At 70.7% G+C, this 23,520-nt stretch carries 10 protein-coding genes and 1 pseudogene; 6 read left to right on the forward strand and 5 right to left on the reverse strand.

All coding sequences use genetic code 11. From position 1 onward, the window contains the following. Positions 1 to 9: 9 nt before the first annotated feature. Positions 10 to 1,314 carry a YncE family protein gene (locus tag F0344_RS06590; protein WP_374940067.1) on the reverse strand — a complete coding sequence of 435 codons (1,305 nt, stop codon included), beginning with the start codon at positions 1,312 to 1,314 and terminating at the stop codon, positions 10 to 12. A gap of 748 nt (positions 1,315 to 2,062) precedes the next feature. Here F0344_RS06590 and F0344_RS06595 point away from each other — a divergent pair. From F0344_RS06595 to F0344_RS06610, 4 genes and pseudogenes are all read left to right on the forward strand, one after another. Continuing rightward, positions 2,063 to 3,309 (forward strand): annotated as a pseudogene (locus tag F0344_RS06595) (PP2C family protein-serine/threonine phosphatase). 358 nt (positions 3,310 to 3,667) lie between these two features. Then, positions 3,668 to 4,795, forward strand: coding sequence for an ABC transporter permease (locus tag F0344_RS06600; protein ID WP_185297882.1), 1,128 nt, complete (start codon positions 3,668 to 3,670; stop codon positions 4,793 to 4,795). Beyond that, entirely contained in the window at positions 4,792 to 5,508 is a 717-nt protein-coding gene (locus F0344_RS06605) for an ABC transporter ATP-binding protein (RefSeq protein ID WP_185297883.1), read from the forward strand. Before F0344_RS06600 ends, F0344_RS06605 begins: the two co-directional genes overlap by 4 nt. A gap of 62 nt (positions 5,509 to 5,570) precedes the next feature. Further along, positions 5,571 to 6,182 carry a TetR/AcrR family transcriptional regulator gene (locus tag F0344_RS06610; protein ID WP_185297884.1) on the forward strand — a complete coding sequence of 204 codons (612 nt, stop codon included), beginning with the start codon at positions 5,571 to 5,573 and terminating at the stop codon, positions 6,180 to 6,182. A gap of 380 nt (positions 6,183 to 6,562) precedes the next feature. On the opposite strand, the gene F0344_RS06615 is transcribed toward F0344_RS06610, so the two are convergent. The 3 genes from F0344_RS06615 to F0344_RS36485 all read right to left on the reverse strand — a co-directional run bounded on the left by F0344_RS06615 (position 6,563) and on the right by F0344_RS36485 (position 16,678). Next, positions 6,563 to 8,959 (reverse strand): UvrD-helicase domain-containing protein, encoded by a 2,397-nt coding sequence (locus F0344_RS06615; protein WP_185297885.1) that lies wholly within the window; start codon positions 8,957 to 8,959, stop codon positions 6,563 to 6,565. Beyond that, positions 8,956 to 16,017, reverse strand: a complete 7,062-nt coding sequence (locus F0344_RS06620; RefSeq protein ID WP_185297886.1) for a DEAD/DEAH box helicase — start codon at positions 16,015 to 16,017, stop codon at positions 8,956 to 8,958. The genes F0344_RS06615 and F0344_RS06620 overlap by 4 nt, the downstream gene beginning before the upstream one ends. 460 nt (positions 16,018 to 16,477) lie before the next feature. Further along, the gene (locus tag F0344_RS36485) at positions 16,478 to 16,678 is read right to left on the reverse strand and encodes a hypothetical protein (protein WP_308460892.1); all 201 of its coding nucleotides are present in this window, start codon (positions 16,676 to 16,678) and stop codon (positions 16,478 to 16,480) included. A 99-nt stretch (positions 16,679 to 16,777) separates the two neighbouring features. Here F0344_RS36485 and F0344_RS06630 point away from each other — a divergent pair, with 99 nt between their 5' ends. Next, complete coding sequence (locus F0344_RS06630; protein ID WP_185297887.1) at positions 16,778 to 17,650, forward strand: helix-turn-helix domain-containing protein; 873 nt, start codon at positions 16,778 to 16,780, stop codon at positions 17,648 to 17,650. Then, positions 17,647 to 17,835, forward strand: coding sequence for a DUF397 domain-containing protein (locus tag F0344_RS06635; RefSeq protein WP_185297888.1), 189 nt, complete (start codon positions 17,647 to 17,649; stop codon positions 17,833 to 17,835). Before F0344_RS06630 ends, F0344_RS06635 begins: the two co-directional genes overlap by 4 nt. A gap of 77 nt (positions 17,836 to 17,912) precedes the next feature. On the opposite strand, the gene F0344_RS36490 is transcribed toward F0344_RS06635, so the two are convergent. Next, positions 17,913 to 23,471: an Eco57I restriction-modification methylase domain-containing protein gene (locus F0344_RS36490; protein WP_185297889.1), complete on the reverse strand. Its 5,559-nt coding sequence runs from the start codon at positions 23,469 to 23,471 to the stop codon at positions 17,913 to 17,915. Positions 23,472 to 23,520: the final 49 nt, after the last annotated feature.

Genomic DNA, 23,520 nt, shown 5'->3' on the forward strand with positions numbered 1-23,520 from the left:
GGGTGGTTGTCAGCCTGCGGTGGGGCCGGCCCAGGCCACGGGGACGTGACCGAGGCGGACCCGCTGCGGGTGGTCGCCGACAGGGATCGAGGTGACCTTCCGGCCGGTGGCGAAGTCGATCGCCGTCACCTGGTCGGTGCCGCTCTCGGACACCACGCAGTGCTTGCCGTCTCCGCTGACGGTGGCCCAGTACGGCTTGGAGGCGGTGACGAGCGGGCCTTCCTGGAGCGTCTCGCGGTTCACGACGGTGACGTAGTCGTCCATGGTCCCGGCGATGCAGAGCTTGTCGCCCTGGGGGCTCATGGACATGCCGTGGTGGCGGGAGTCGTTGACGTAGGTGGTGCGTTCGTCGCTGGTGTCCGGGTTCTTCGGCAGCGTCTTCACACGGGTGATCTTGTCGTTGTGCACGTCGTACTCGACGAAGCCGTTGAAGAAGGAGACCTGGAAGTACATCTTCGACTCGTCGGGCGTGAAGGCGACGGGGCGCAGCGCGTCGGACAGGTCCTTGCGGCCGAAGGCGTCGAGCCGCTCGCGCATGTCGATGATCTTCTTGACCTCGAAGGTCCTCGCGTCGGCGACGGTGATGCGGCGGTCGCCCTTGGTGAAGTCCTGCCAGGGCGCGTCCATGTCGGTGTTCACCTCGCCGATGGCCATGTTCCAGAGGTACCTGCCGCCGTCGGTGTACACGTTCTCGTGCGGCTTGTCGCCCGTCTTGAAGCTGCCCGCCTCCTTGCCCGTCGCCATGTCGAGGACGTGCACGGTGCTGGAGATGGAGGAGGAGACGGCGACCTGGGTGCCGTCGGGCGAGACCGCCATGTGGTCGGAGCGGTAACCGGACACCGGGAAGCGCCAGTTGATCCTGCCGCTCTCCACGTCGATGGAGACCACGTCGGCGAAACTCGGCCGGGAGGCGACGACGGACCTGCCGTCCTTCGTGGTGTACATGTCGTCGACGTACTGGTCGTGACCCTCGCCCGGCCCCGTCCGGATACCGAGGAAGAAGGCGAGCTTGACGGGGTTGAGGTAGATCTCCCGCAGGCGCTCCTTCTTGTCGGGGATCATGTCGATCCGGCCGATCTTGCCGTAGTCGCCACGGGAGTTGATGACGTCGGCGGTGCCCTCCCAGTTGTTGCCGACGAAGAGCACCTCCTTGAGCTCCTCCGAAGCGGCTTCCCGTGCCTGCTTCGGGGTCTCGCTCGCGCCGGCCGGGCCGGGGGTGGAGGGCAGCACGCCTGCGGTCAGTCCCGCGGTGACGAGGGCGACCGCGCCGAAGGTGCGCAGGCGGTGTGCACGACGGGTGGGGGAACACGTCACGGTGAACTCCAGAGGCAAGGGGGTGGGCGGCGCGCCGTCAGGCAGGCCCGCAACTGTTACTGGAGGTAACGTAGCCAGGAGAGGGGAACTTGAACAGAGCCCGATCGAGATTCCTCGGCGTGCGGCCGTCGAGCCTCGGCTGCTTCTCGCTGCCCCCTCGCGGCTTCCCGGTCATGCGGCACCTTCCCAAGGACCGGTGGCGCCGGCATCTTCGGGCCGCTGCGGAACGCACCGGCCCGCGTGGCATTTGACCTGCGCGATCCAGCAAGCCGGCGGCCGATTGGAACGAGTGTCATGTGAGCATCACGAACGCCGTCTCAGCGTCAGGACACAGCCCGCAGCACCCGCACCGCACATCACCCGTACGCTCCGAACAGCAGGTCAGGCACCCTTTGTCAGCGGCTTGGGGATGGCCACGCACTCCACGTGCGACGTCATGGGAAGGACGGGCACCCGGAGCCGGACCCACGAACACGCAGGTAGTCAGCGTTTCCGCGGGCCTTTCCCTTTCGGTTGAGAGACCCTGAGCGTCGAACGAGCGTCATGACGGCTGGTTTCCGGGCCTGGCCGTCCGAGGCACGACAGACCGGCAATGGCACCTACCCGGCGGGGTCTGGCCCTCGCGTACCCGAATGGGGGCTCGCGCGCCAGCGAGAAATGAGGAGTGACGATGACCGTGCACGGGTCCGACGAGAAAGGTGAGGCGACCACTCGTGCTCCCGGGAATACGGGAGGCCGGGACGGGTCGATGACCTTGGCGAAGACGCTGGCGGCGGCGGAGGCCGCAGCGCCCGTGGAGTCGCTCGACGTGGTCGCGCGCATGCTCCAGGAGTACCTGGGGCAGCGTCGGTGTCGTTCCTGATCACCGACTTCACCGGCGGGTCGGTCGTACGGCTGGGGGTGGCCGACAGCGTCGACACCGAAGAACCCGCCCGGCGCATCACGCTGCGGGGCACCATGTACGACGACGTGATCCGCACCCAGCGGCCGAGCGTGGAGGGCGAGGGCGAGGGCGAGGGCGAGGGCTCACTGGTGCGAGTCGTCGCCCCGGTGACCAACCGCGGGGACGCCATCGGGCTCCTCGAACTGTTCCTGCGCGCGGCGCCGGACGCGGAGGTGATGCGTGAGATCGGCGAGACCGCGCACGCCCTGGCGTACATCGTCATCGCCAATCGGGCCTTCACCGACATGTACCAGTGGGGCCGCCGGACCATCCCTCTGAGCCTGGCCGCGGAGATCCAGCACCGGTTGCTCCCTTCCTCGCTGACGTGCGAGGCCGCACAGTTCGCGGTGGCCGGAGCGCTGGAGCCCGCCGAGCACGTCGGTGGTGACACCTTCGACTACGTGATCGACCGGGACACCGTCCAGCTCTCCGTCACCGATGCCATGGGGCACGATGTCGGCGCCGCGTTGCTGGCCACCCTCCTCGTGGGCGCCTTGCGCCGGGCACGCCGGGCAGGTGCCGACCTCGCCGAACAGGCTCACCAGGCCGACAAGGCCGTGCGTGCGCACGGCCTCCATGGCTACGTCACCGGCCAGCTCCTGCGCATCAGCCTGGTCGACGGCACGACCGAGTTCGTCAACGCCGGCCACCCCTGGCCGCTGCTGATGCGGGACGGACAGGTTCAGGAGATCGTGCCAGAGGTCGATCTGCCATTCGGCGTCGATGTCCCTCACACCTACCAGGTCCAGTCGCTTGACCTGCGGCCGGGTGACCGGCTGGTGATGCTGACCGACGGAATGCTCGGGCGCAACACCGACAGCCTCGATCTGTCCGGCCTGGTCGTGCGCACCCGCGAGCTGCACCCCCGCGAGGCCGTCCGCACCCTCGTCGCGACGGTCGCCGGCGCCAACGACGGCCCCCTCCGGGACGACGCGACCGTCATGTGCCTGGACTGGCACGGCATCGGCCATTCCCGGCGGCACGCCGACACCGGCGCCGACCTCGCCGACGCCTCCGCGCCGTCACCGATCGACCGGCAGGACCGCTCCTGAGCGATGACCGACCGCACTCGGCGGGACCGAACTCGGCGGGCCGTCCATCAAGCCCCTCCGAGAACTGCCCGGCACGATCCGACGGACCCCCGCAACATCCGCGCGGCCAGGGGAGAGACTGCGCGCGGCCGTGAACTCGCTTACTCCTTCACCAGCCGCACCAGACCGTTCGCGCGGACGAGCGTCCGGCGCCGGAACGGGCGTCGGACGAGTGTCCCGCCGGCCACCTCCACGCGATGTACCGACAGTCTTGTCGGTAACATCCGCTAGGATGCCGACACGTAAGTCGTCAAGTTTACGCAAAGCACCGGTTGCGTGCCGTCGCCTGCCCCCGCCACCCTCATCGCTCGGAGATTCCGTGTTCCTTGCCCTACGCGATCTGCGCTTCGCCCGCGGTCGCTTCGCCCTCATGGGTGCGGTGGTCGCACTCATCGCCGTACTCGGCGTACTCCTGTCCGGGCTCGCCTCAGGCCTGGCGGATGCCGGTATATCCGGTCTGCGCGCGCTGCCCATGACCCATATGGCCTTCGACGGGAAAGCGACCAGCGAGCAGTTCTCCCGTTCGACCGTGGAGCAGGAGGACTGGCAGGCATGGTCCGAGGCCCCGGGCGTGGAGCGGGCGGAGCCGTTCGGGAACACCCTGGCCAACGCCCAGGTGACCCAGGGTGCCGAGAAGGGCGAGCAGGTCAACCTCGCCGTCTTCGGTATGGCGCCGGACTCGCCCATGGCTCCCAGGTCCACCAAGGGCGAGGGTCTGAAGGAGAACGGTGCGGGGATCGTCATCACACAGGAGATCGCCGATCTGGGGGTCGAGGTCGGGGATGTGCTGACCGCGGACAAGAGCATGGTGCCGCTGAAGGTCGTCGGCATGGTCGCCGAGACCGTCTCCTACGGCCACATCGGGGTCGCCTACACGGACCTCGGCACCTGGCAGCGTCTGCACTACGGCCTGCCGGGTGACCTGCCCGAGGCCGCACGCCGGCAGGCCACGGCCGTCGCCCTGACTCTGGAGGAGGGTGCCGACGTCGCCGCTGTGGCGAAGGCGACCGACACCCGCGCCGACACCAAGGAGGCCACCTTCGACGCGTCCCCGGGCTACACGGCCGAGTCGAGCACCATGGCCCTGATCAAGGGCTTCCTGTATGCCATCTCGGCTCTGGTCGTCGGTGCCTTCTTCACCGTCTGGACCGTGCAGCGCAAGGCCGAGATCGCCCTGCTGAAGGCGCTCGGCGCGCCGACTGGATACATCCTGCGCGACGCACTGGCACAGGTCGTCGCCGTGCTCGTCGGTGCGACGGCCGTCGGCACCGCTGTCGGCCTGGCCCTGGGGAGCGCGATGATCGGAAAGGCCCCGTTCTCCCTCTCCGCCCCGGCCATCGCCACTTCCTCCGGCCTCCTCATCGGGCTCGGAACCGTGGGCGCCATCGTTGCCGTCCGCCGCATCACCGCCGTCGACCCCCTGACCGCTCTGGGAGCCACCCGATGACCACACCCTCCACCGACCACCGGGCCGCCTCGGACGCGACAGGATCCGGTGGGCTGCGACTGCTCGGCATCACCCTCACCCTGGGAGACGGCGACACCGCCGTCACCGCCCTCGACGACGTCGACCTGACCGTCGCTCCCGGAGAGTTCGTCGCCGTCGTCGGCCCCTCGGGCTCCGGCAAGTCCAGCCTCCTCGCCGTCGCCGGGGGCCTTCAGCAGCCCACCTCGGGCAGAGTCCACATCGCCGGCACCGAGCTGACCGCGCTGTCGGACAAGGAACGCACCGCGGCCCGCCGTCGCCATATCGGCTTCGTCTTCCAGCAGTCGAATCTGCTGGCCTCCCTGACCGTGCGGGAACAGCTTCTACTGCCCCTGCACATCGACGGCCGCCTCGACGCCGCGGCCCGGACCCGGGCCGACGAGCTCATCGACGCGGTCGGGCTCTCACACCGCGCCGGCTCCCGTCCGCACCAGCTGTCCGGAGGCGAACGCCAGCGCGCCGGTCTGGCCCGCGCGCTGATGACCTCCCCCGCCGTCCTGCTGGTGGACGAACCCACCTCCGCGCTGGACCGGGTACGTTCGGCCGAGGCGGTACAGCTGATCGCCGAGCAGACCCATGAGCGCGGCACGGCCACGGTCATGGTCACCCACGACACGGCGATAATGGACGCTGCCGACCGGGTGCACGAGATGGTCGACGGCCGCCTGTCCTGACCGGCGCCGCAGGCCGACGCCTCAGCGCCCGGCCCCGCTCGCCACCCAGGAGTCTGTCCCGCATGCCGAAGATCAACGCCTCCACCGTCGCCGAACATCGCGCCCAGCAGCGCGAAGCGCTGATCGGGGCAGCGATCGACATCCTGGTGACCGAGGGCGCCACCGCCGTCACACCCGCGGCGGTCGGCGCCCGGGCGGGCCTGGCCCGCTCCAGCGTGTATCAGTACTTCAACTCATCCGCAGCCCTGCTGGCCACCATCACCGAGGAAGCGTTCCGGCGCTCCAACGAAGCACTCACCAACGCCATGGCCGCCGCGAACGGCCCGGTGGAACGCGTCGAGGCGTTCTTCAGGGAAAGCCTCCGCCTCGGCGCCGAAGGCGCGCACCGGCCGACGGCCGCCCTCATGAGCGCCGGTCTGCCTCCCGCCGGCCTGGAGAGGCTGATGGAACTCCACCTGGAGCAGGTCGCACCGTTCCGTGACGCCGTCAGGGAGATCGACATCCCCGACCCCGAGCTCACGGCCGACCTGATCGCCGGAATGCTGCACACGGCCCTGTCCGCCGTGGAGCACGGCACCCCACTCGACACGGTCACCGAGCGCACTCTCACACTGGTACGCCGCTGCCTCACTCCGGCCGACAGCGTGATCCGCGAACCGAAGCAAGGCATCTGAAGGCCCGCCAGTAAGGCCGGCCCCGCTGCCTCGGCAGGGCAGAACCCGTGGCTGTGTGGAGAGAGCCGCACGGGGGCGACCGAGGCCGGGCCTGTTCCCCGGTGGAACAGTCGGACACGCCGCTGTACCGCACGGCCAGGTCGAGAGCCTCCCTGCCACCATCCGACGCCGCGAGCACCATGAGTTCCCTGACGCCCTCGCCCGCCTCGGCGGGACTCGCGGTCTTCAGAAGCGCTCTCAACCGGTCCATCCGGTCCGAGGTGTGGTCGCTTTCCAGTGCATCGCCGGTCGGTGTACCGGCGGAAGTCGGTGGTGTCATGGGAGGGACTGCAGGGGCTGGGTGAGACAACGGGAGCAGCACATGTTCCCCCGGTCGGCCGTCAGGCGACGGACGCCGTCGCCGGTCCGGAGGCCGGACCCTGCGGGCGCAGCAGATCCGTCGCCCGGAAGGCGGTGGCGTCCGCGTCGGGCGGCAGGAAGCGGCTGGCCTTGCCGCTCCAGCTGACGACGAGCTCGTCACGGGCGCGGGTGGCGGCGACGAAGACCAGGGATCGTGCTCGCTGTTCCTCCAGCCGGTAGCGGTCGGGGTTGGCGAGCCGGTACTGCTCGATACTCTGGCGCGGCACCTGCCCCTCGCCGACGGAGGTGAGGAAGACGCGCTGGAATTCGAGGCCCTTGAAGCGGTGCATGGTGCCGATGCGTACGGCGTCCTCGCCGGAGCGGACACCCTCCTTGCCGAGAGGAACGACCGGGATGCGGAACTCGTCGGCGAGCCGGTACGCGAACTCCTGGGCGGCGCTCTGGTCGGGCACGGCGACAGCCATGGCCGAGTAGGGCGTGCCGTGTGCGTCGTGGCGCTCCTTGATGAGAACGGCCACCGCCCGCATCTCGCTCGTCCGGTCGGGGGCACGCCAGAACTGCGGGGCGAGTCCGGTGAGTACGGACCGGTAGCCGTCGAGCGTGTCGGTTCCGGTGTCCAGGTCGTCGAAGGACGCGCCGGCGATCAGCCCGTTGGCGCTGCCCAGAATCTGTCGTGTGGTGCGGTAGTTGAGCGTGAGGCGTCGCGAGGCGCGGCCCCGGATCACGATGCCGTGATCGCTCAGGACGACCCGGCCCCCGTAGATCCGCTGGTGGGCGTCTCCGACGAGGAAGATGTCGTCGGGGCCCTTGCGGACCATGGCCCGGAGCATGCGCCAGTGCGAACCGGACAGGTCCTGGGCCTCGTCGACCACCACGTGCTGGTATCTGGGCCTGAGCCACATACCGCTGCCCGCCTCCCGGTGGATGAGGTCGCGGCCGCCCTGCTCGTCCTTGTAGCGGGCCTGCTCCTCGACGCGCGCCATCCGGTGCTGTTCGAGGCCGGCCGCCCGGTCGGCGATGACCGCGTAGGTCGTCCGCCGTGGCGCGACGGCCAGGCGGGCCTGGTACGCCTGAACGAGCTGCCACACCTCGTGGCGCTGAGGTGGGGTGATGCGGGGACGGCCGGTGCGGCCGATCCGCCGGTAGAGGTCCCAGGATCCGCAGCGCTTCGCGAGGATGACGTGCTTGAACTCGCTGTCGAGGAACTCGGCGTCGTAGTGGAGCAGCCCGGTCTCCACGCGGATGTCGTGCCAGAGGTTGATCGCCGCCTCGTCGTCCAGCGGCCTGCCGAGTTCCGTGCGGGACTCCTGGAGGATCTCGCGGGCGAGCACGTCGACGGACTTGACGTCGACCCGGCGCAACAGCTCGTCGCCGCCCAGGTCCCGCAGCCGTTCGCGCAGTTCGAGGGCGAGGTTGGTGTTGTACGTGGTGAGCAGCACGGCACGGTTGTGGCCGGGCGTCAGCCGGTCGACGAGTTGCTGTACGCGGTGCAGGGCGACGACCGTCTTGCCCGTTCCGGGGCCGCCGGTCACCTTGGCCGAACCCTTGAAGGCCGCCTTCGCGAGCCGGCGCTGTTCGGGGTGGAGGAAGAGCCGCCAGGCGTCGAATCCGTTGCCCAGAGCTTCGAGTACGGCGTCGTCGTCGGTCTCGGCCTGGGAGACGGCTCGCCGGGCCGCACCCGCCCAGTCCCGGACGTCGACGTCCTCTCCCTCGGGACGCCAGGTGCTCGTGATCAGGCGTTCCACATCCGCGGGGTCCCTGTGGTCGCGCAGGGCGGTCAGGACGTCGCGGGTGAGTTCCGGAAGGTTGTGGGTGAGCAGCTTGTCCAGTTGCTCATCCGTGGTGATCTTCCGGATGGCCGGCAGCAGGGACCGCACCACACCGAGCTTGACCAGGAGCTCGTCGTCGTGGGCGGCGAAGAGTGGTGGACGCAGACTGCTCGTGGAAGCGGTCGGCGCGGTGTCGGTGGCCGGCGGGGCGGGACCGGTGGCCGGCGTCCCGGTCCCGGAGCGCTCGGAGAGGGCGACGACGTTGGCGGTGGCCTCACCCTGATCGGCCACCTCGACGGCGCCGGACTCGGAGTTGATGGCGACGGTGAGACGGGTGAGTTCGTCGCGGGCGAAGGCGCCGTCCCGGACGGCGAGAAGCTGTACTTCGTCTCCGCCCTCGGTCGAAAGGAGCAGGACCATGCACCGGGCGTCTGCACGCCCCAGGTGGAGATCCGCCCCGTCACCGGCGGCGCGCAGGAAGCTCAGGCTCAGCGCCTTGTTGTGACGGTCGGCCCGCAGACGGCGGACGAAGACCCCGACGGCGTCCTTGACGGCCCCGCCCCGCCGGGTGATGTCCGCACCGGCCTGACGGCTCGCCCGGACCCGGGTCCTGGCCGGGCCTCCCGGCCGCCCTGCCGCCTGAGTCATCGGGTGTCCTCCTCTTCGCCCAGCATGCGGGCGAGCTCGTCGGCGTCCCACTCCCCCGGCGCGCGTACCTGCCATCCCGCCGCGGCACACCGCGCCATGTACTCGGCGTCCCCGGCGTCCTCGGCGAGGACGATCCCGACGCGGCGGTCGGGCCAGGCCAGTTCCACGGTGCGGGGCACCCCGTCGATGTCCCAGCCGGCCCGCCCCGCGGGGACGTCACCGCGGCCCGCGAGGCGCGCGGCGAACTCCGCGACATCGGGGTCGCCGTACTTGGAGAGCTCTCCCAGAACCAGCTGCCACACAGTCTGTTCGAGGGAGGTCCTGCCGGCCTCGGGTACCTCGGCCCGCGCGGCTCGCTCCTCGGCAGCCGGAGCCCGGACCGCCGCAGGGTCCCTCTCCCCTGGTTCCGCGTCGGGTTCGGGGAGGGGGAGCCCGGTGCCGGGCGCTTCGGCGCGCAGTGCGGGCAACAGCCCGGTGACCGGGCCCGCCGTGGCGGCGAGCAGCGCGGCGTCGAACCCGTCGAGCGTCGTACGGGCCAGCGCGAGTCCGTCGGCCTGCCCCGCACCGGTGGGGTCGAGGAACTGGATGATGTTGCCCCAGCCCAGCCACGCCTTCCAGCGGCGCCGGTGCTCGGGGCGGTCGCCGGCGACGGCCTCGTCCCGGTCGTCGAGGACGGCGAGGGCGCTCCACCGAAGCGCCTTGCCGTCGGTGCGTGAGGCGGCCGCGAGGACCAGAGGCAGTCCGGAACCGTCCTTGAGGCGCAGCAGTCTGAGCCCGTTCCCGCTGACTGCCGGCAGAGGTTCGTCGCGTACGGCGGCCTCGATCCAGCGGGTCGCGGAGGCCGGGTCCGCACCGACGAGTTCCCTCTGTCGCAGGGCCGCGGGCGCGCTGACGGCCAGCGTGGCCAGCAGTTGCCACTTGGCAGGCCGGGGATCGCGCAGAAACGCGAGCAGCGCGGGGACGGCTCCGGCGTACAGGGCGTCCACGTCTGCCGGGTCGTGGCGTCGCCGCTGCCACAGCTCCCGCACCTTGGCGCCGGGCCCCGCCGGGTCCGCCACGTCGTACGGCGGCCAGGCGGCGTCCGCCGCGGGGCCGGCGACGACGGCGGCGAGCGGGTCGGGCGCGGCGTCGGCCGCCGGTTCCGGACTCCCCCTGAGGGCGTGGTCCCATGCGACGACGTCGTCCCAGGTGATCTGCCAGACGAGTATCCCGTCGGCGCGCAGCCGGGCCCGTTTGGCCGCGTCGGAGGCGACGCGGTTGGTACGGGACGAGGCGTGCCAGCGGTATCCGTCGAGGTAGACGGCGATCGGCAGCGGTGGCGCCCCGTCGCCGGTGGTGTCCCCGGCCACGGGGCGGAAGAGCAGGTCGGGGCGGGTGCGGTAACCGTGGAGGTCCTTCTGGGCGACGACCTCCCAGCGCACGGCGTGACCGTCCGGCCGGGGCAGGGTGAACTGCTTGCCGTGCCTGCCGGTGGGCGTCTGCGTGTGATCGGCCGCGACCGCGTTGCCGGGGGCGGCGAGCCAGCGGTCGAGACATTCGATGAAGCGGAGTTCCAGGTCGCTCTCCGCCTGGTCGGCGAAGCGGAGCCGGGCGTCGGGGGCCTCCTTGCGGACGTCCCAGTCGCTGCCGCCGTCGGCGCCGAGCAGATGGTCCAGCATCCACAGGGCCTCCTGCCGGTCGACGTCCTTGTACTCCCTCTCGGGGGCGTAGGGCAGCAGGCAGCGGTGGCAGGCGCGGCGCGTGGTGTCGTCCTTGCAGGGGCAGGCGCGCAGGCGCTTCTGGGCCTCGGCGAGGACGTCGCGGAACTCCTCGCCCTCGCGGTCCGCGAGGCGCTGGAGGTAGCCGGTGCCGCCCGGAAGGGCGTCGTAGAGGACCAGGTAGTTGCGGGTGAGTCCGGTCTCCCGGTCGGGTTCGGTGACGGCGGCGGAGCGGATGTGCGCGGGGTCGCCGCCGTAGCGCAGGGCGAGGCCGAGGTGGAGGGTCGCGGAGAACGAGGCGAGGCGTTCGGGGACGTTGAGGGTGGCCGCGGGCAACAGGATGCGCAGGGCTTCCGTGCGGTGTTCGGTGGCGGTGATCACCTGGACGTCCTCGGGCCTGGCCTGCTTGTCGCGGCGCCGGACCACGCACCAGGGCCGGTGGTGGGCCAGTTCGGTCCTGCCGAGGAGGGACTGGCTGATGGCTTCCTGGGCGGGGCCGTGGCCGGGCTCGCGGTCGGTGGCACCGCCGCAGCGCGGGCAGACGGTGAACCCCGTCACCGTCGTCTCCCGGCCCGCGAAGAAGGTCTCGTCGCGCCGCCCGTGCCGGCTCTTGCCGAGGTTGAAGCGGCGGATGACGGCCTCGCGGACGTGGTCGACGCCGAAGGTCGTCTTCTGGTGCCGCCAGGTCTCCTTGATGTCGGCCGGGTCGATGTCGACGGCGGTGACCGTGGTGTAGGGCGTGCGCGTGCGGTTGTCGTGGTCGTCGACGATCCTGGCGTCGTCCCGCTTGTCGTGGGCGGTGACCTTGTGGGGCACGACGACCCGGTGCAGGGCGGTGCGTCCGCCGATGCCGGTGCCGCCGCAGCGCGGACAGGCCGAGGTGTCCTGTTCGGCCCGGTCGCCGGTGCGCACGTGCCCGCAGTCCTTGCACACCCGCCACAGCCGGAGGCCGACGGGCGTGTGGTCGGAGGAGTCCTCGCGTACGGGGCCGAGGTCGAAGCCGTCGACGACGTGCCGGTAACCGCGGACGTAGTAGGCGTTGCCCGGGGCGAGTTCGGTCAGGGCGGACGCCGCGGGGCGATCGTAGACCCGGGGCTCGCTGCGCCAGCGTTCGGCGGGGCCGTCCCCGCCGGCCACCGCGACCTCGCCGCGCTTCCTGCGCACCGGCTCCTTGCGGCTGAGCATGGCCTCCAGGCGTACCCCGTCCTCGACGAGGCTGTAGTTGGGGAGCAGCCCGTATTCGACGAGGAAGCCCTGGGCGCCGGCGAGCGCCATCGTCTGGAGGCGCGCCGCGACTCCGGCCGCTTCCCGGACGAGGTTCCGTTTCTCCCGGGCCTCGTCCTCCACGGCTTCCTGGAGGGAGTCGACCGCCTCGTTGATCAGGTGGCGGCGGCGGGCGAGTTCGGCGCGGTCGGCCTCCCAGGCGGCCTCCGCCGCGCGCAGCCGGTCGGCGAGCTTCTCCCGGGCGTACCGTCGTACGACCGCGCGCGCGTCCCGGGAGACTCCGGAGCCGGGCACGCCGTCGATGTCGGGGAACAGCCGCAGGAAGTCCTCGACGAGGTGCGCGTGGGAGGTCGCCGCTTCACGGAATTGCTTCAGCCAGGCGTTGCGGCCCATGAGCTGGGTGACCCGGTCGGGCAGCGGCGGGACGCCTTCCAGCTTCCCCCGGGCGGACCGGTCGATGAGGTAGGCGGTGTACTGCCGGCACAGCAGCTCGCCCGCGGACAGGAAGCAGCCGGGCGGCAGGATGGGACCGGCGATCAGGTGCCGGGGTTCCGCGAGGTGGTACAGCGCGCGCGGACTGGTGTCGGCGAGCGAGACCATGAACGCGTTGCCGGTGGAGCGGCCCGCCCGGCCGACCCGCTGGACGTAGCCGGCCGTGGTGGGGGGCAGCGAGGCGAGGACGACCGCTTCCAGCTGGCCGATGTCGATGCCGAGTTCCAGGGTGGGCGTGCAGGAGAGGACGTTGGGGTCGGTGTGCTTCTCACCGCGCCGGAAGCCCTTCTCCACCTCTTCGCGTTCCTTGCGGCTGAGGACACCGGTGTGCTCGGCGGCGACCACGCTGTACGGTTCGGCCTCCCGGTAGAGCCGCCGGTAGTAGTCGGAGCGGTAGTCGCGGGCGGCCCGGCCTCCGGCGTCGGCCGAGGGGCGGGCGAGGGTTCCCTCACAGCGCTTGAGCGGGCACCGGGTGCCCTGCCAGACGGCGGCACGCTCGGGCGGCACGGTCTGGGTCCAGCCGCACTCGGGGCAGGTGAGGGCGGCGGCACCGGTCTGTTCGTCCTCCAGGGGCCGGACGCGGATGTGCCCGGGGGTGAGCCCGTACACACCATGTCCCTGCCGGTTGTCGCCGCCGCTGATCCGTCGCCGGGCCAGCGCGCCGATCCGCTCGTCGGAGAGCTGCTCGAAGAGGGCGGCGAGGTACGTCCCGGCGGCCTCCTGGTCCAGGCCGAGACAGCGGCGGGTGAAGTCGACGTACCAGCTGTCGCGGGTGTCGATCCGCTCGAACTTCGTCCGCCCGCCGCCCGGTCCGACGAGGACGAACGCCGGGAACTCGGAATGGCGTCCGAACGCGGGCATGCCCGGCGGCCGGGCGGAGGAGAGGAGGTAGCGGTTGCGGCCGCCGTCGTCGATGAAGGCGTCCAGCCATCGGTGGTGGATGCCGCCGGACTGCCGGAGGTGTTCGAGCAGGCCGCGGACGTATCCCTCGAAGAAGCGCAGCCGCTCGGGTGTTCCTTCGGCGGGCGGCCCGGCCTGCCGCCCCCACGCGGCGGCCGGTGTCCCGTCACCGTCGCCGGGTGCGTCGGGAGTCAGGGGCAGTCGCGCGCTCAGCTGGACGTCGAACAGCGCCTCGGCCGCCTCGGCGGCTCTCGCGGGGTCGGGCAGATGCACCTCGGCCGCGACCGTGCGGGTCAGTTCCAGGGTCCGGCCGAGCCGGGAGTGGAGTCCGAACTCCAGGAGCGTGTTGAAGGCGAGGCGCTCGCCGACCAGCTTCCATGTCGCCCTGGTGACGTTCTTCTTGCCGTCGAGGAGGCGCCTGACCGGTTCGATGGTGTCCAGGTCGGGCGGTACGACGGCGGCGAGGAGTTGTTCGCCGGGCTCGGCCGAACGGGCCACGAGGGAGGCGATCAGTTCGTTGAGCGGTGCGCCGTGGGCCGCGTACTCCGGGCTCTCGGCGATTCCCGCCACCAACTGGTCGTGGAGGAGTGAGCGCAGCGAGAACTTCCAGGAGCGGCTGGCGACGAACCCGGCACGGTGAGCGGCGTCCTGCACCGAGTCGTTGAAGATCAGCGTCTTGCGGCGGTCCCGCTGCTGCTCGTCCGCCTTCGGCAGCTCGCCGCCGGTGAAGAGCTGGGTGACGACGACGGAGGCGAGCGGGGCGACGCCCGCACCGAGGAAGCGGATGCCCTGGTTCTGCCCGCAGGCGGGGCAACGGTCCTGCTCGGAGTAGTCGGCCTTCTCCGCGTGGTTGTCGAACCACGCCCACACGTAGACGCCGTTCTCCGGCGCCGGCGCGATCGCGCCGCCCTCCCCATGGGGCAGGACCTCGTCCGGGTCGAGGCTGCGCAGGGCTCGCCCGTTTTCCTCCAGGACCAGCAGGCTCGCGTCGTGGGCGGCGCCCTTGCGTGCCCGGTGGGCGGACTTGCGGGCGATCTTGGCCCGGGCCTGTTCGGCCGCTTCGGCCGGGGTGGCCGCGATCATGGCCCTCACGCGCCCCTTCGCGGCGCCACCGGACGCGGCGGCGCGATAGATCTCGTCGGAGGCGTGGTTCAGGTTCTGCGGGTCGCGGTCGGGGCAGATCGCCGCCCAGCCGGAGCGCCCGCAGTGCCGGCAGTAGGCGGCGGGCAGGCGCCCCGCTCCCCGCGCGTGCAGTCGCCGCTCGGCCTGCGCGGCGACGGTCACGGAGTGCCGCTCGGCCGCCGGGCCGTCCTGCGCGGCAGGAGCGACCTGGTCTCCGTCCGACCAGGAGAACACCGGCCGAGGTGCGACGAACCGCAGCACCCGCGACATGGCCCGGAGCCACAGGTGGTTCTCCACGAGCAGCAGCGGCCGCTCCCGCCCGTCGGGTCCGGGCTTCGGGTCGCGTGCCACCGAGATCAGCGCCACGAAGCGCGCGAGGGCGCGGGCGGCGGTGTCCGGGTCCCGCTCGGCCGCGGCACGCCAGGCCGAGGTGGCGGGGAAGACCTCAAGCGCTTCCACGGCGGTCAGCGGCGCGTCCTTGGACCGCAGCAGCTCGTGGGTGAGCGGGTGGGCCAGCAGGCGCCGCCCGAGCTCTCCCGCGTCGGCCGTGTCGCATCCGAGGGTCGCGCGCGCGATGGCGTCCATGCCGTCGGTCGTACGCGCCGGGTCCGGCAGGCCTGCCAGCTCGCCGGGCGACGGGAGCGGCAGCGAGTGGTCGACGGGCAGCAGGAACTCCTCGGTGTCCCGCCGGTCCTCACCGATCACGGCGTCGTCGGGGAACCGCACCCCGAACACCTGCGAGGCCACGTCCAGCATGGCCCGGGGACCGGACGCCGCCGGGTCCCCGCCCCCTGCGGAGCCGAGCGTCGCGGAGGTCGCGACCGGGCAGATCCCGCCCAGCGGACGTCCCTCGTCGTCGGCACCGACGACGGCGGCGAGCCGTCGGAGCAGCATCGCCACATCGGTGCCCTGGGCCCCGTCGTAGGTGTGGAACTCGTCGACGACGACGTAGGCCAGGTCGGCGTCCGCCCACAACTGGGCGTCCTGCTGCCGCTGGAGCAGCAGGTCGAGCATCTTGTAGTTGGTGATCAGGATGTCCGGGGGATTGCGGCGGATCTCCGCCCGGTCCACCATCACCCGCCCGTACGGCGACGTGCCCCCGGAGGACGCCTCGCCGATGTACAGCCCGGCCGTGACCTCGCCCAGCCGCGTGTCCCGGTCGAGGAGATCCCCGAGGCGGTCGGCCTGGTCGCCGGCGAGTGCGTTCATCGGATACAGCAGGACCGCCTTGATCCCGGCCCGCCCCGCCTCACGCTCCCGTCGGCAGTGGTCGAGCACGGGGATCAGGAAGGACTCCGTCTTGCCCGAGCCCGTCCCGGTGGTGACCAGGGTCGGCTCCGGCCTGTGCCCGTCCTTGCTGCTCAGCCGCACGAAGGACTCCGCCTGGTGCGCGTACGGCTGGAAGGCGTCGGGATACCAGTCGAGCCGCTCCTGCCAACCGTCCGCCGCGGGCCGGAAAGGCCGCCGGATCCGCAGATAGGGGCCGCGGAAGAGGCCGTCGGCCGGATCGGTGAGGAAGTCCTCCAGGGCCTCCTGGGTGTCGGGTTCGGCCAGCGCGAACGTCGTCGTCAGATACTCGACCGTGGTGTCGCGCAGTGTCTGCGCGGCGAGTGTGGGTCGCATGACGTGCGTGGCCCCCGTCTTCCCTTGCCGTCCCGTGGTGGTGCGCGATCCGGCCACCGGCGGCTCACCGTGGATGACCGGGACCGATCACGCCCACTCTACGAGGGGGGACCGACAGTCCCACCCCCTTCGACGGGATCGGCGGCACGCTGCTCGGCTCGGGCCGAGGCGGGCAGCGCGGAGCAGGAGGTCCCGCACTCGGCCAGACCGTCTTCCCCGGCCCCTGGGGCCTCGAGTGCGAGCCCCAGCGGGCGGCGGGCCCTTCGCGAGCAACAGCCCACGGCCTCCTCCGTCCCGCGAGCCCGGGAGCGCGGAGCCGTCCGGGCCTGGGGGGCACTCGCTCGGCCCGGGTGGCCGTGACTTGGGTCCGGGCGGCCGGGCGGGGCCGGACCGCGTTCGCGGACAGCTCCACGGTGCTCAGCACGACCGCTCCGTGCGGCCTCGGCCCGTACGGCACACCTCACTCGTCGAGCCGGACCGCGACCGGGCGACGGGCGAGGCGGGCGCCCCGGGGTGCGGAGGTGAACCGCAGGGCGAAGGACGGGGTACGCAAGTAAGGAAAGTCGCTGCTGGGTTGGGTGGTACGGCCGGGGCTGTCGAGGTTGCTCGTCATGACCAACAGCGCCCTCACGGTGGCGTAGCGTGACCAGCGGTGACGCATCGACGCGACCTCCTTGTACGCGCGGTGTCGGCCACCGGTACGTGGGGCACGGCATGACGGGCGCTCCGGCGTGGGCGTCGTCCGGGGAGGTTGGGTGCGATGACGGCGGAACAGACGGAGCGCGGGGCCGAGGCCGAGGCCGAGGCGTCGGATGGCGCGCGGGCTGCGGACAAATCAGGAAACGGAGTGGTCGCCGCTTTCGGGCAGACCCTGAAGACGCTGCGGTTGCGGGCGGGAATGGAGCGGGAGGAGCTCGGGAAACGGCTGGGGTACTCCGCTTCGAGCATCGCCTCGTTCGAGCAGGGGCGGAGGATTCCACCGCCGAGGGCGATCGACCGGGCGGACGAGGCGCTGGACGCGGGCGGGCTGCTGGCGCTGTGGAAGGAGGAGGTGGAGAAGGCGCAGTACCCGGTGTTCTTCCAGGGGATGGCGCAGTTGGAGAAGCAGGCGATGGAGCTGCTGGTCTACGACACGCACGTGGTCAACGGCCTGCTCCAGACCGAAGAGTACATGCGGGCACTCCTCGCCATGCGGCGACCGTACCTGGATCAGGAAACAGCCGAGCAGCGAGTATCTGCACGGCTGGCGCGCCAGGACATCTTCGACCGCCGCCCCACGCCTCTACTGAGTTTCGTGATGGACGAGTCGGTGCTGCGACACCGGTACGGCGGCAGAGACGTGGTGCGCGGGCAGCTGGAGCTGCTTCTCCTGATCGGCCAGAAACGCAACGTCGAGCTCCAGGTCATGCCGACCGAATGCGATGACAACGCAGGCGTGAACGGCCCGTTCACCGTCGTCACGCGGAAGGACGGCAAAAAGTTCCTGTACGTCGAGGCGTTGAACACCAGCTCGTTGGAAACTGAACCGGCGCAGACAGTTCTCGCTTCCGCCCGCTATGGGATCATCCGTTCACAGGCTCTCACCCCGCGAGAGTCGCTGGAGTTCATCGAGAAGTTGCTGGGAGAGCTATGAACAACGCTAAGCCCCTCTTGTGGTTCAAGAGCAGCTACAGCGGAACTGAGGGCGGCCAGTGCGTCGAGGTCGCGGCGAGCGCGGGAACCGTGCACGTCCGTGACTCGAAGGCCGTGACTGGCCCGGTCCTTCAGGTGTCGCGTGAGGCCTGGTCAGGGTTCGTCGGGCTCGCCACGGCGGAGTAGTACAACCAAAGTCTGTACGCGCGAGAGCCCTGCCGGTCCGAGTCGGACGGCAGGGCTCTCGCCCTGTACGGTCCGGGTCAGGCCCTGGCATCCTCCGGAGCCTTCGTGTCACCGGGCTCCCAGCCGACCGCCCGCATCCGCCGCGTGAACTCAGCGTGAGCGGCGTTCATTTCTTCCTTGCGGTTGGCCCGGTGGAGAGGAGCGGTGTACCCGTCCGGTACCTCGTGCTCGATCGGAAACGCCTCGGGCTTGCTCAACTGCTTCCACGCCTCCTTGGACTGCCCGTACCCGTACTGCTGATGGGCCTTGGCGATCCGTCGCCCCGCCGCGTCGAACCACATGTTCTCCTCGTACTGCTGGAGCACGGGGAATCTGGCGTCATACATGGCGACCAGCTCATTGGCGCTGATCCCAAGCCAGACGGCGACGAGGGCATCGATCTCGACGAGCGCGGCCCGCCGCGCGAACTCCGCGCGGAGGGGCGTGTCCCGGGTCCAGGTGGGTCCGACGCCGCCGGTGAGCGGCGGAGTGTCATCGGGCCATTCCTTCTCGGCAGCCCAGGTGTCGTGCTGCCAGGCGGAGTCGTAGAGCTCTTCCCAGAGAGGGGCGTAGGCGTTGGTCTGAGCGTTGAGACGGAGGGTACGGAGTAGGAGAGCCTGTTCAAGGGGGTGGCCTGGCGTGGGGGCGGGAAGCGACTTAGTCTCACCGATCCGGAGATCACTTCGACCGGTGGATCGTAGGAAGTAGTCCAAGGGGAGTGCAGCCATAAAGCCACCGGCCAAGGTCGTCTCGGTGGTGTCAGCCAGCGCCATGGAGTTCACCAAGTCGACATGGGCAGGGCCAGGCGGGACAACTGCCGCGAAGAGACTACGCTCAGTGTTGGAGGCAATCTGCCTACGCCACGCCACCCTGTAGAACTCTGAGTACGGTCGGAGGCTTGCCTCTCGAAGCAGCGCATTGGTGGCTCTGATCAGATCATCGCCACCCACCTTCGGATCGGCAGCCTTGACATCATCTTCCGCTGCGGCGACTGCCGCCAAGTTGCCCTGCAATTGCGTAAGACGACTGTGGTCTACCCAGCGGTCCTGTGCGGCCACGAACTTCGAACGGGAGCCGCTAGGCCGGTAGTTCGTTCGCGGGACTGCCTCCACGGCCAGGTTGAGGTGATCCCACGCCTCGTAGTCACGCATGCTCTTCGAGCCGCCCTCGGGTGGCTGCTTATGAAGGGGCGTCGCAATGTGAATGAGCGGCCCCTGCAGGATGACCTCCTTCCAACTGTCAACGGGGCCGGGGGTCCAGGAGAAGTAGCCAGCCGTGCGGTCGTTCTTCTCGTGGAATCCAGGGCTGATTCGCGGGATGAACGCTCCAAGCCGTCGTGGCCATTGCGCAAGGGCCGCGATTGCTGACTCTTCCGCCCGCGTCACGGGGTACAAGATCTTGGTCTGCTCCACCGGAGGCGGGTTCTCTTCTCCTGCCAGTGCACGCCACTTGACCAGGCGCGCCCTGTCCACCGTAACGATCCGCTCCCGGTGCGGGCGCAGGTCCCATTTACCCTGATCCTTGACGCCCGGCACAGGCCCTCCACCTCCATGTCGCACGGACCTGACAAGTACGCTCGGGTGCAAAAGCCAGCTCATGTGCTGAAAGCGAATGTCCTTGTCCTTGCCGTACACGTTCACGCTGAAGTGACTGCTGTTACCCACAGGGTTCGCAAAGATGAGCAGCTCATTGGTGAAGTCGGCATGGAACCGGAGATGCCGATAGGCGGCCGCGCGCAGCGCCCCCTCCTTCGCCCCCGTGAGGTGCGTCGACGGATGGATCAGCCCCGCCGTCCCCCGCTCTCCCACCGCTCGCCACACCAGCAGCATGAACGCCCGGTACAGATCCGGCTGCGTCCCCACCAGCTCCGGATACGTGTCCACCGACCCCAGGAACTGGCCCATCGCCGCATGGTCCGCCAGCTCACCCATGAAGGCCGACCGGACCCCCGGCCACGCCATCACCTCGGCCTTTCGCTCGTCCCATGCCTCGTTGCTCGGCTTCTCTGCCAGTTCGAACCACGGCTCGAACTCCGCGAGGACCCCGCTCTCCTTCCACTCCTGCTTGACCCACGGCGGATTCCCCACCATCAAGTCGAACCCACCCCCCGCAAACACATGCGCGAAGTCCAACTCCCAGTGGAAGAACCCCCGTTCCCGAGCGATCCGGGCCGCAGTCTCGTACCAGGGAAACGTGTAACCGAGGTCCATCGGCTCGGACCACGCCCCCATCTCGGCCATCAGCTCGCCGAGTTCGCGCTCCTTGGCGTCCAGCTCCTCCAGGCTCCGGACCCCGTCGAAGGACAGCAGCGCCCCCTGCTTCCCCTCCTCCGTCGTCGCGTCCACGCGTCCCACGACCGACTCGGCGAACTCCAGCCAGTCCTTGAGTTCCGTGAGAGCGACGCGGCGCCGGTGACTGTCCTTCGGCAGGGCGCGCAGGTCCTCGCCGCCCGGCCGGTACTCGAAGTCGTCCGAGCCGTCGAGCTGGCCGGTCTTCTCCAGCGGCCAGAACCAGAGCGCGCACCACGTGTCCATCAGCTGCTTGAGCCGCCAGTACGGGGTGCCCTCGCGGTGCAGGGCCGCCAGGACCGCGTCCCGGTCCACCGGCGTTCTGCCGCTGTCGCCGCCCACCACCGCCGCCGCTCCCCACACGTCGACGTGACGGGAGATCTCCTGCTCCGACAGCTTCAGGCGCATGACGACCAGGTCCCACAGGAACTCGACGCGGCGGGCGAGGCGGATGAGGCGGCCCGTCTCCGTCTTCTCGCCGGGCTCCCGGTCCTCGTCGGTGTCGGGGGCGGCCGTCGCGGCCGTCGCGGTCGGGGCGGCCGGGGCGGCGGCGGTCAGCGTGGGCTGGTCCCAGAACCCCATGCCGAGGTCCAGGAACAGTTCGTCCGTCTCCGCGCTCTGCGCCGCCACCGTCTTCTTCTTCGGCTTCGCGGTCGCCGTCTTCTTCTTCGGGTCGCCCTTCGGGTTGCGCCGCATCGCCGAGCGCCACTTGCGCAGCGCCTCGACGAGCTTCGGGTCCAGCCAGTCCACGACGTCGCCGTCGACGACGGCCTTCACGGTCTCGTCCGGCTTGCCCTTGTTCAGGGTCCGTACGGACACCTTCTCGCCGATCGAGCCCCAGCCCATCGCCGGCAGCAGGAACTGGTGCACCTCCCGTGACTTCAGCTTCTCCGCGAGCGGGACGGGCCTCGGCTTCTGCGGGGCCTTGGAGGTCAGCCAGCCGCCGTCGCGCAGGGAGTTGCCCGGGTAGACCCTGCGGGCCGCGCCGACGAGCGAGTTGCCACGGTGCAGGTGGAGCCCATACCAAGGGGCCCTCATCCCCCGGTACATGGTGTTCAGCCACAGCGAGATCTCGGCCAGCTCGACGGCGGTCTCGTTGAGGTCGACGCCGTAGGCGTTGTGCAGGGCGATGTAGGCCTTGGTCCTCTGCAGTTCGGCCTGGTAGTCCTCGGGGTCGATCTCCACGCCCCGCTCCCGCTGGGCGAGCCGCAGGTAGAGCTCGGCGAGCTGGTTGACGGCCTCGTTGAGGAACGCGCCGGAGCCGAGGGCCGGTTCGCAGACGCGCCAGCGCAGGACGTCGGCGGCGTTGACCCACGCCTTCTCCGGCTCCTTGGGGTCGACGGCGCCCTTCTCGTCGAGGCGGAAGCGCAGGGTCTGCTCCACCGTCGCCTGGGTGAGGGACTCGGGGGTGTAGTAGGAGGCGCTGGTCTGACGGTCGCGGCCGGCGAGGCGGTAGACGTAACTGCCGACCTTGTGCGGGATCGCGACCCGCTGCCCGGTCTGCGGGTTGAAGTCGGTCTTGACGAAGACGCTGTCGTCCGGGCCGTCCGGGTACCGCCCGGAACCGACCTGGGCGGGGCGGATCAGCCAGGAACCACCGCTGGGATCGCCGCCCTTGGCCACCTCGTACAGCGGCTCGTCGGCGATGAAGCCGGTGTACGACATCAGGCCCTCGTACACGGAACCGAGGTGGTTGATGCTGAGGTTGGCGTACGAGATGAAACCGCCCCGGCCGGTGCGGCCGGTGCCTTCGGCGATGGTCAGGTGGCGCAGCACCCGGTGCAGAACCCTGTTGCGGAGCCGCAGGTCGAGGGTGCGGGCTCCCTCCTGGGGCCTTCCCTCCGCATCGACGTCGCCGGGGTGGACGATCTTCTGGTCGACGAGCCCTATCGACGTGGGGTCGAAGAGGCGGGATCGCAGGGCCTCGATGCGTACGCCGGCGTGGCCGTCGTCCTCGGCCAGCTCGCCGGCCCCGGCCCCGGTGTCGGTGTCGGTGTCTGCCGGAAGGCCGCGCGTGGTGACCGTACCGGCGACCGGGTGGCCGGTGAAGACCTTCTCGAAGAGGAGGGCCAGGGAGTCGTGGAAGTGGTAGCGGTCGCGGGAGGCGCTGGACAGCTTCTCCTGGACGACGAGTTCGCGGAGCCGGGCCACGCTGTAGCCGGAGGCGTACTCCTCGCTCTTCATCGGAAGGATGTCGAGTTCGGGGCGGGCCTCCGCGTACAGCAGGAACAGGACGCGGTACAGGTACCGGAGGGATTCCTGCGTGAGGACGCGCTGGAGCGAGCCGGGCTCGGCGAGGGTGTCGGGAAGCCAGGCGGGCAGGTCGTCGGGGGTGACGCCCTGCTGGTCCGCTCGTTCCAGGACCTCGTTGGCGATCAGCTGGACGGACTCCTTCAGGCCCTCGCGCAGCGCCTCGGTCACGCCGACGGAGTGGTCGCGGGACTCCGCGACGAGACGGGAGATGTCGTCGTCGCCGCCGTCCTCGGCGGGGCGGAACGCCTGGGCGCCGAAGAGGGCGGCGATCACGTCGAGCTCTCCGGCCGTCGCGCCCTTCGTGCCCTTGCGGGGCAGTGCCACCTCCAGGCTGACGGCGAGGTGCCGGCCTCGGGAGTAGTTCTCGCGGTCGGCGAGAACCATGACACCGCCGAAGAGGAGAAGCGCGTAGCGGGGGGCGTCCTCGGCGGCGAGCAGCCAGGCGGCGAGGTCCGTGACGGTCGTGAGGGTGCGGCCGGAGGCGATGCGGATGGGGGCCGCGAGCCGGTTGGCGTGGCCGTCGCCGCGGGTGGCCGCGATGTCGTCGGCGAAGCCGCCGGTCAGGACGGCGATGCCGGGCTCGTGATGGGCGACGGGGAGGGCCACCGGGCCGGCGGCGCCGTGGACGGTGAGGTGTCCGGGTTCCGGGGTGAAGCCGAGGGCCTTCAGGACGTCCGTGTGCCAGGAGTCCAGGGCCGCCCGCCAGATCCCCTCGGGATCGTCCGGGTGCGTACGGGGGCCCGGTGCGGGCCGGAAGACCGGCGGCCCGTCCGGGCCGCTGTGGTCCTTGAGCTCCTCGACGGCCTGCCGCTGGGCGGCCTGCGCGCCGGGATCGGGCAGGGCGTTGAACTTCTCCGCCTCGCCGCCGAGCGTGATGCGTACGTCGAAGTAGCGGCCGCTGAGATCACGCAGACCCTGCCGCGGAGTGGGACGGCCGTGGCGCTCCTCGGCCGCCCACTCCTTCAGGCGGCCCGTCCTGAGCTGCTTGGGCAGGATCGTGTCCAGGTAGAAGGGCGGGAAGTACTCGCCCTGGTTGATCAGCGCGTCGAACTTCACGCGTGGCGCTCCTGCCGGATGACGTGACGGGTGGGACGGGGATCACGGG

This window comes from Streptomyces finlayi (genome assembly GCF_014216315.1).
GTDB lineage: Bacteria > Actinomycetota > Actinomycetes > Streptomycetales > Streptomycetaceae > Streptomyces > Streptomyces finlayi_A.

What these genes read in the sequence shown, in the direction of transcription:
- F0344_RS06605 (WP_185297883.1), top strand. Translation starts at nt 4,792, where the DNA reads ATGACCACACCCTCCACCGACCACCGGGCCGCCTCGGACGCGACAGGA.
- F0344_RS06610 (WP_185297884.1), top strand. Translation starts at nt 5,571, where the DNA reads ATGCCGAAGATCAACGCCTCCACCGTCGCCGAACATCGCGCCCAGCAG.
- F0344_RS06615 (WP_185297885.1), bottom strand. Translation starts at nt 8,959, where the DNA reads ATGACTCAGGCGGCAGGGCGGCCGGGAGGCCCGGCCAGGACCCGGGTC.
- F0344_RS06620 (WP_185297886.1), bottom strand. Translation starts at nt 16,017, where the DNA reads ATGCGACCCACACTCGCCGCGCAGACACTGCGCGACACCACGGTCGAG.
- F0344_RS36485 (WP_308460892.1), bottom strand. Translation starts at nt 16,678, where the DNA reads ATGCGTCACCGCTGGTCACGCTACGCCACCGTGAGGGCGCTGTTGGTC.
- F0344_RS06630 (WP_185297887.1), top strand. Translation starts at nt 16,778, where the DNA reads ATGACGGCGGAACAGACGGAGCGCGGGGCCGAGGCCGAGGCCGAGGCG.
- F0344_RS06635 (WP_185297888.1), top strand. Translation starts at nt 17,647, where the DNA reads ATGAACAACGCTAAGCCCCTCTTGTGGTTCAAGAGCAGCTACAGCGGA.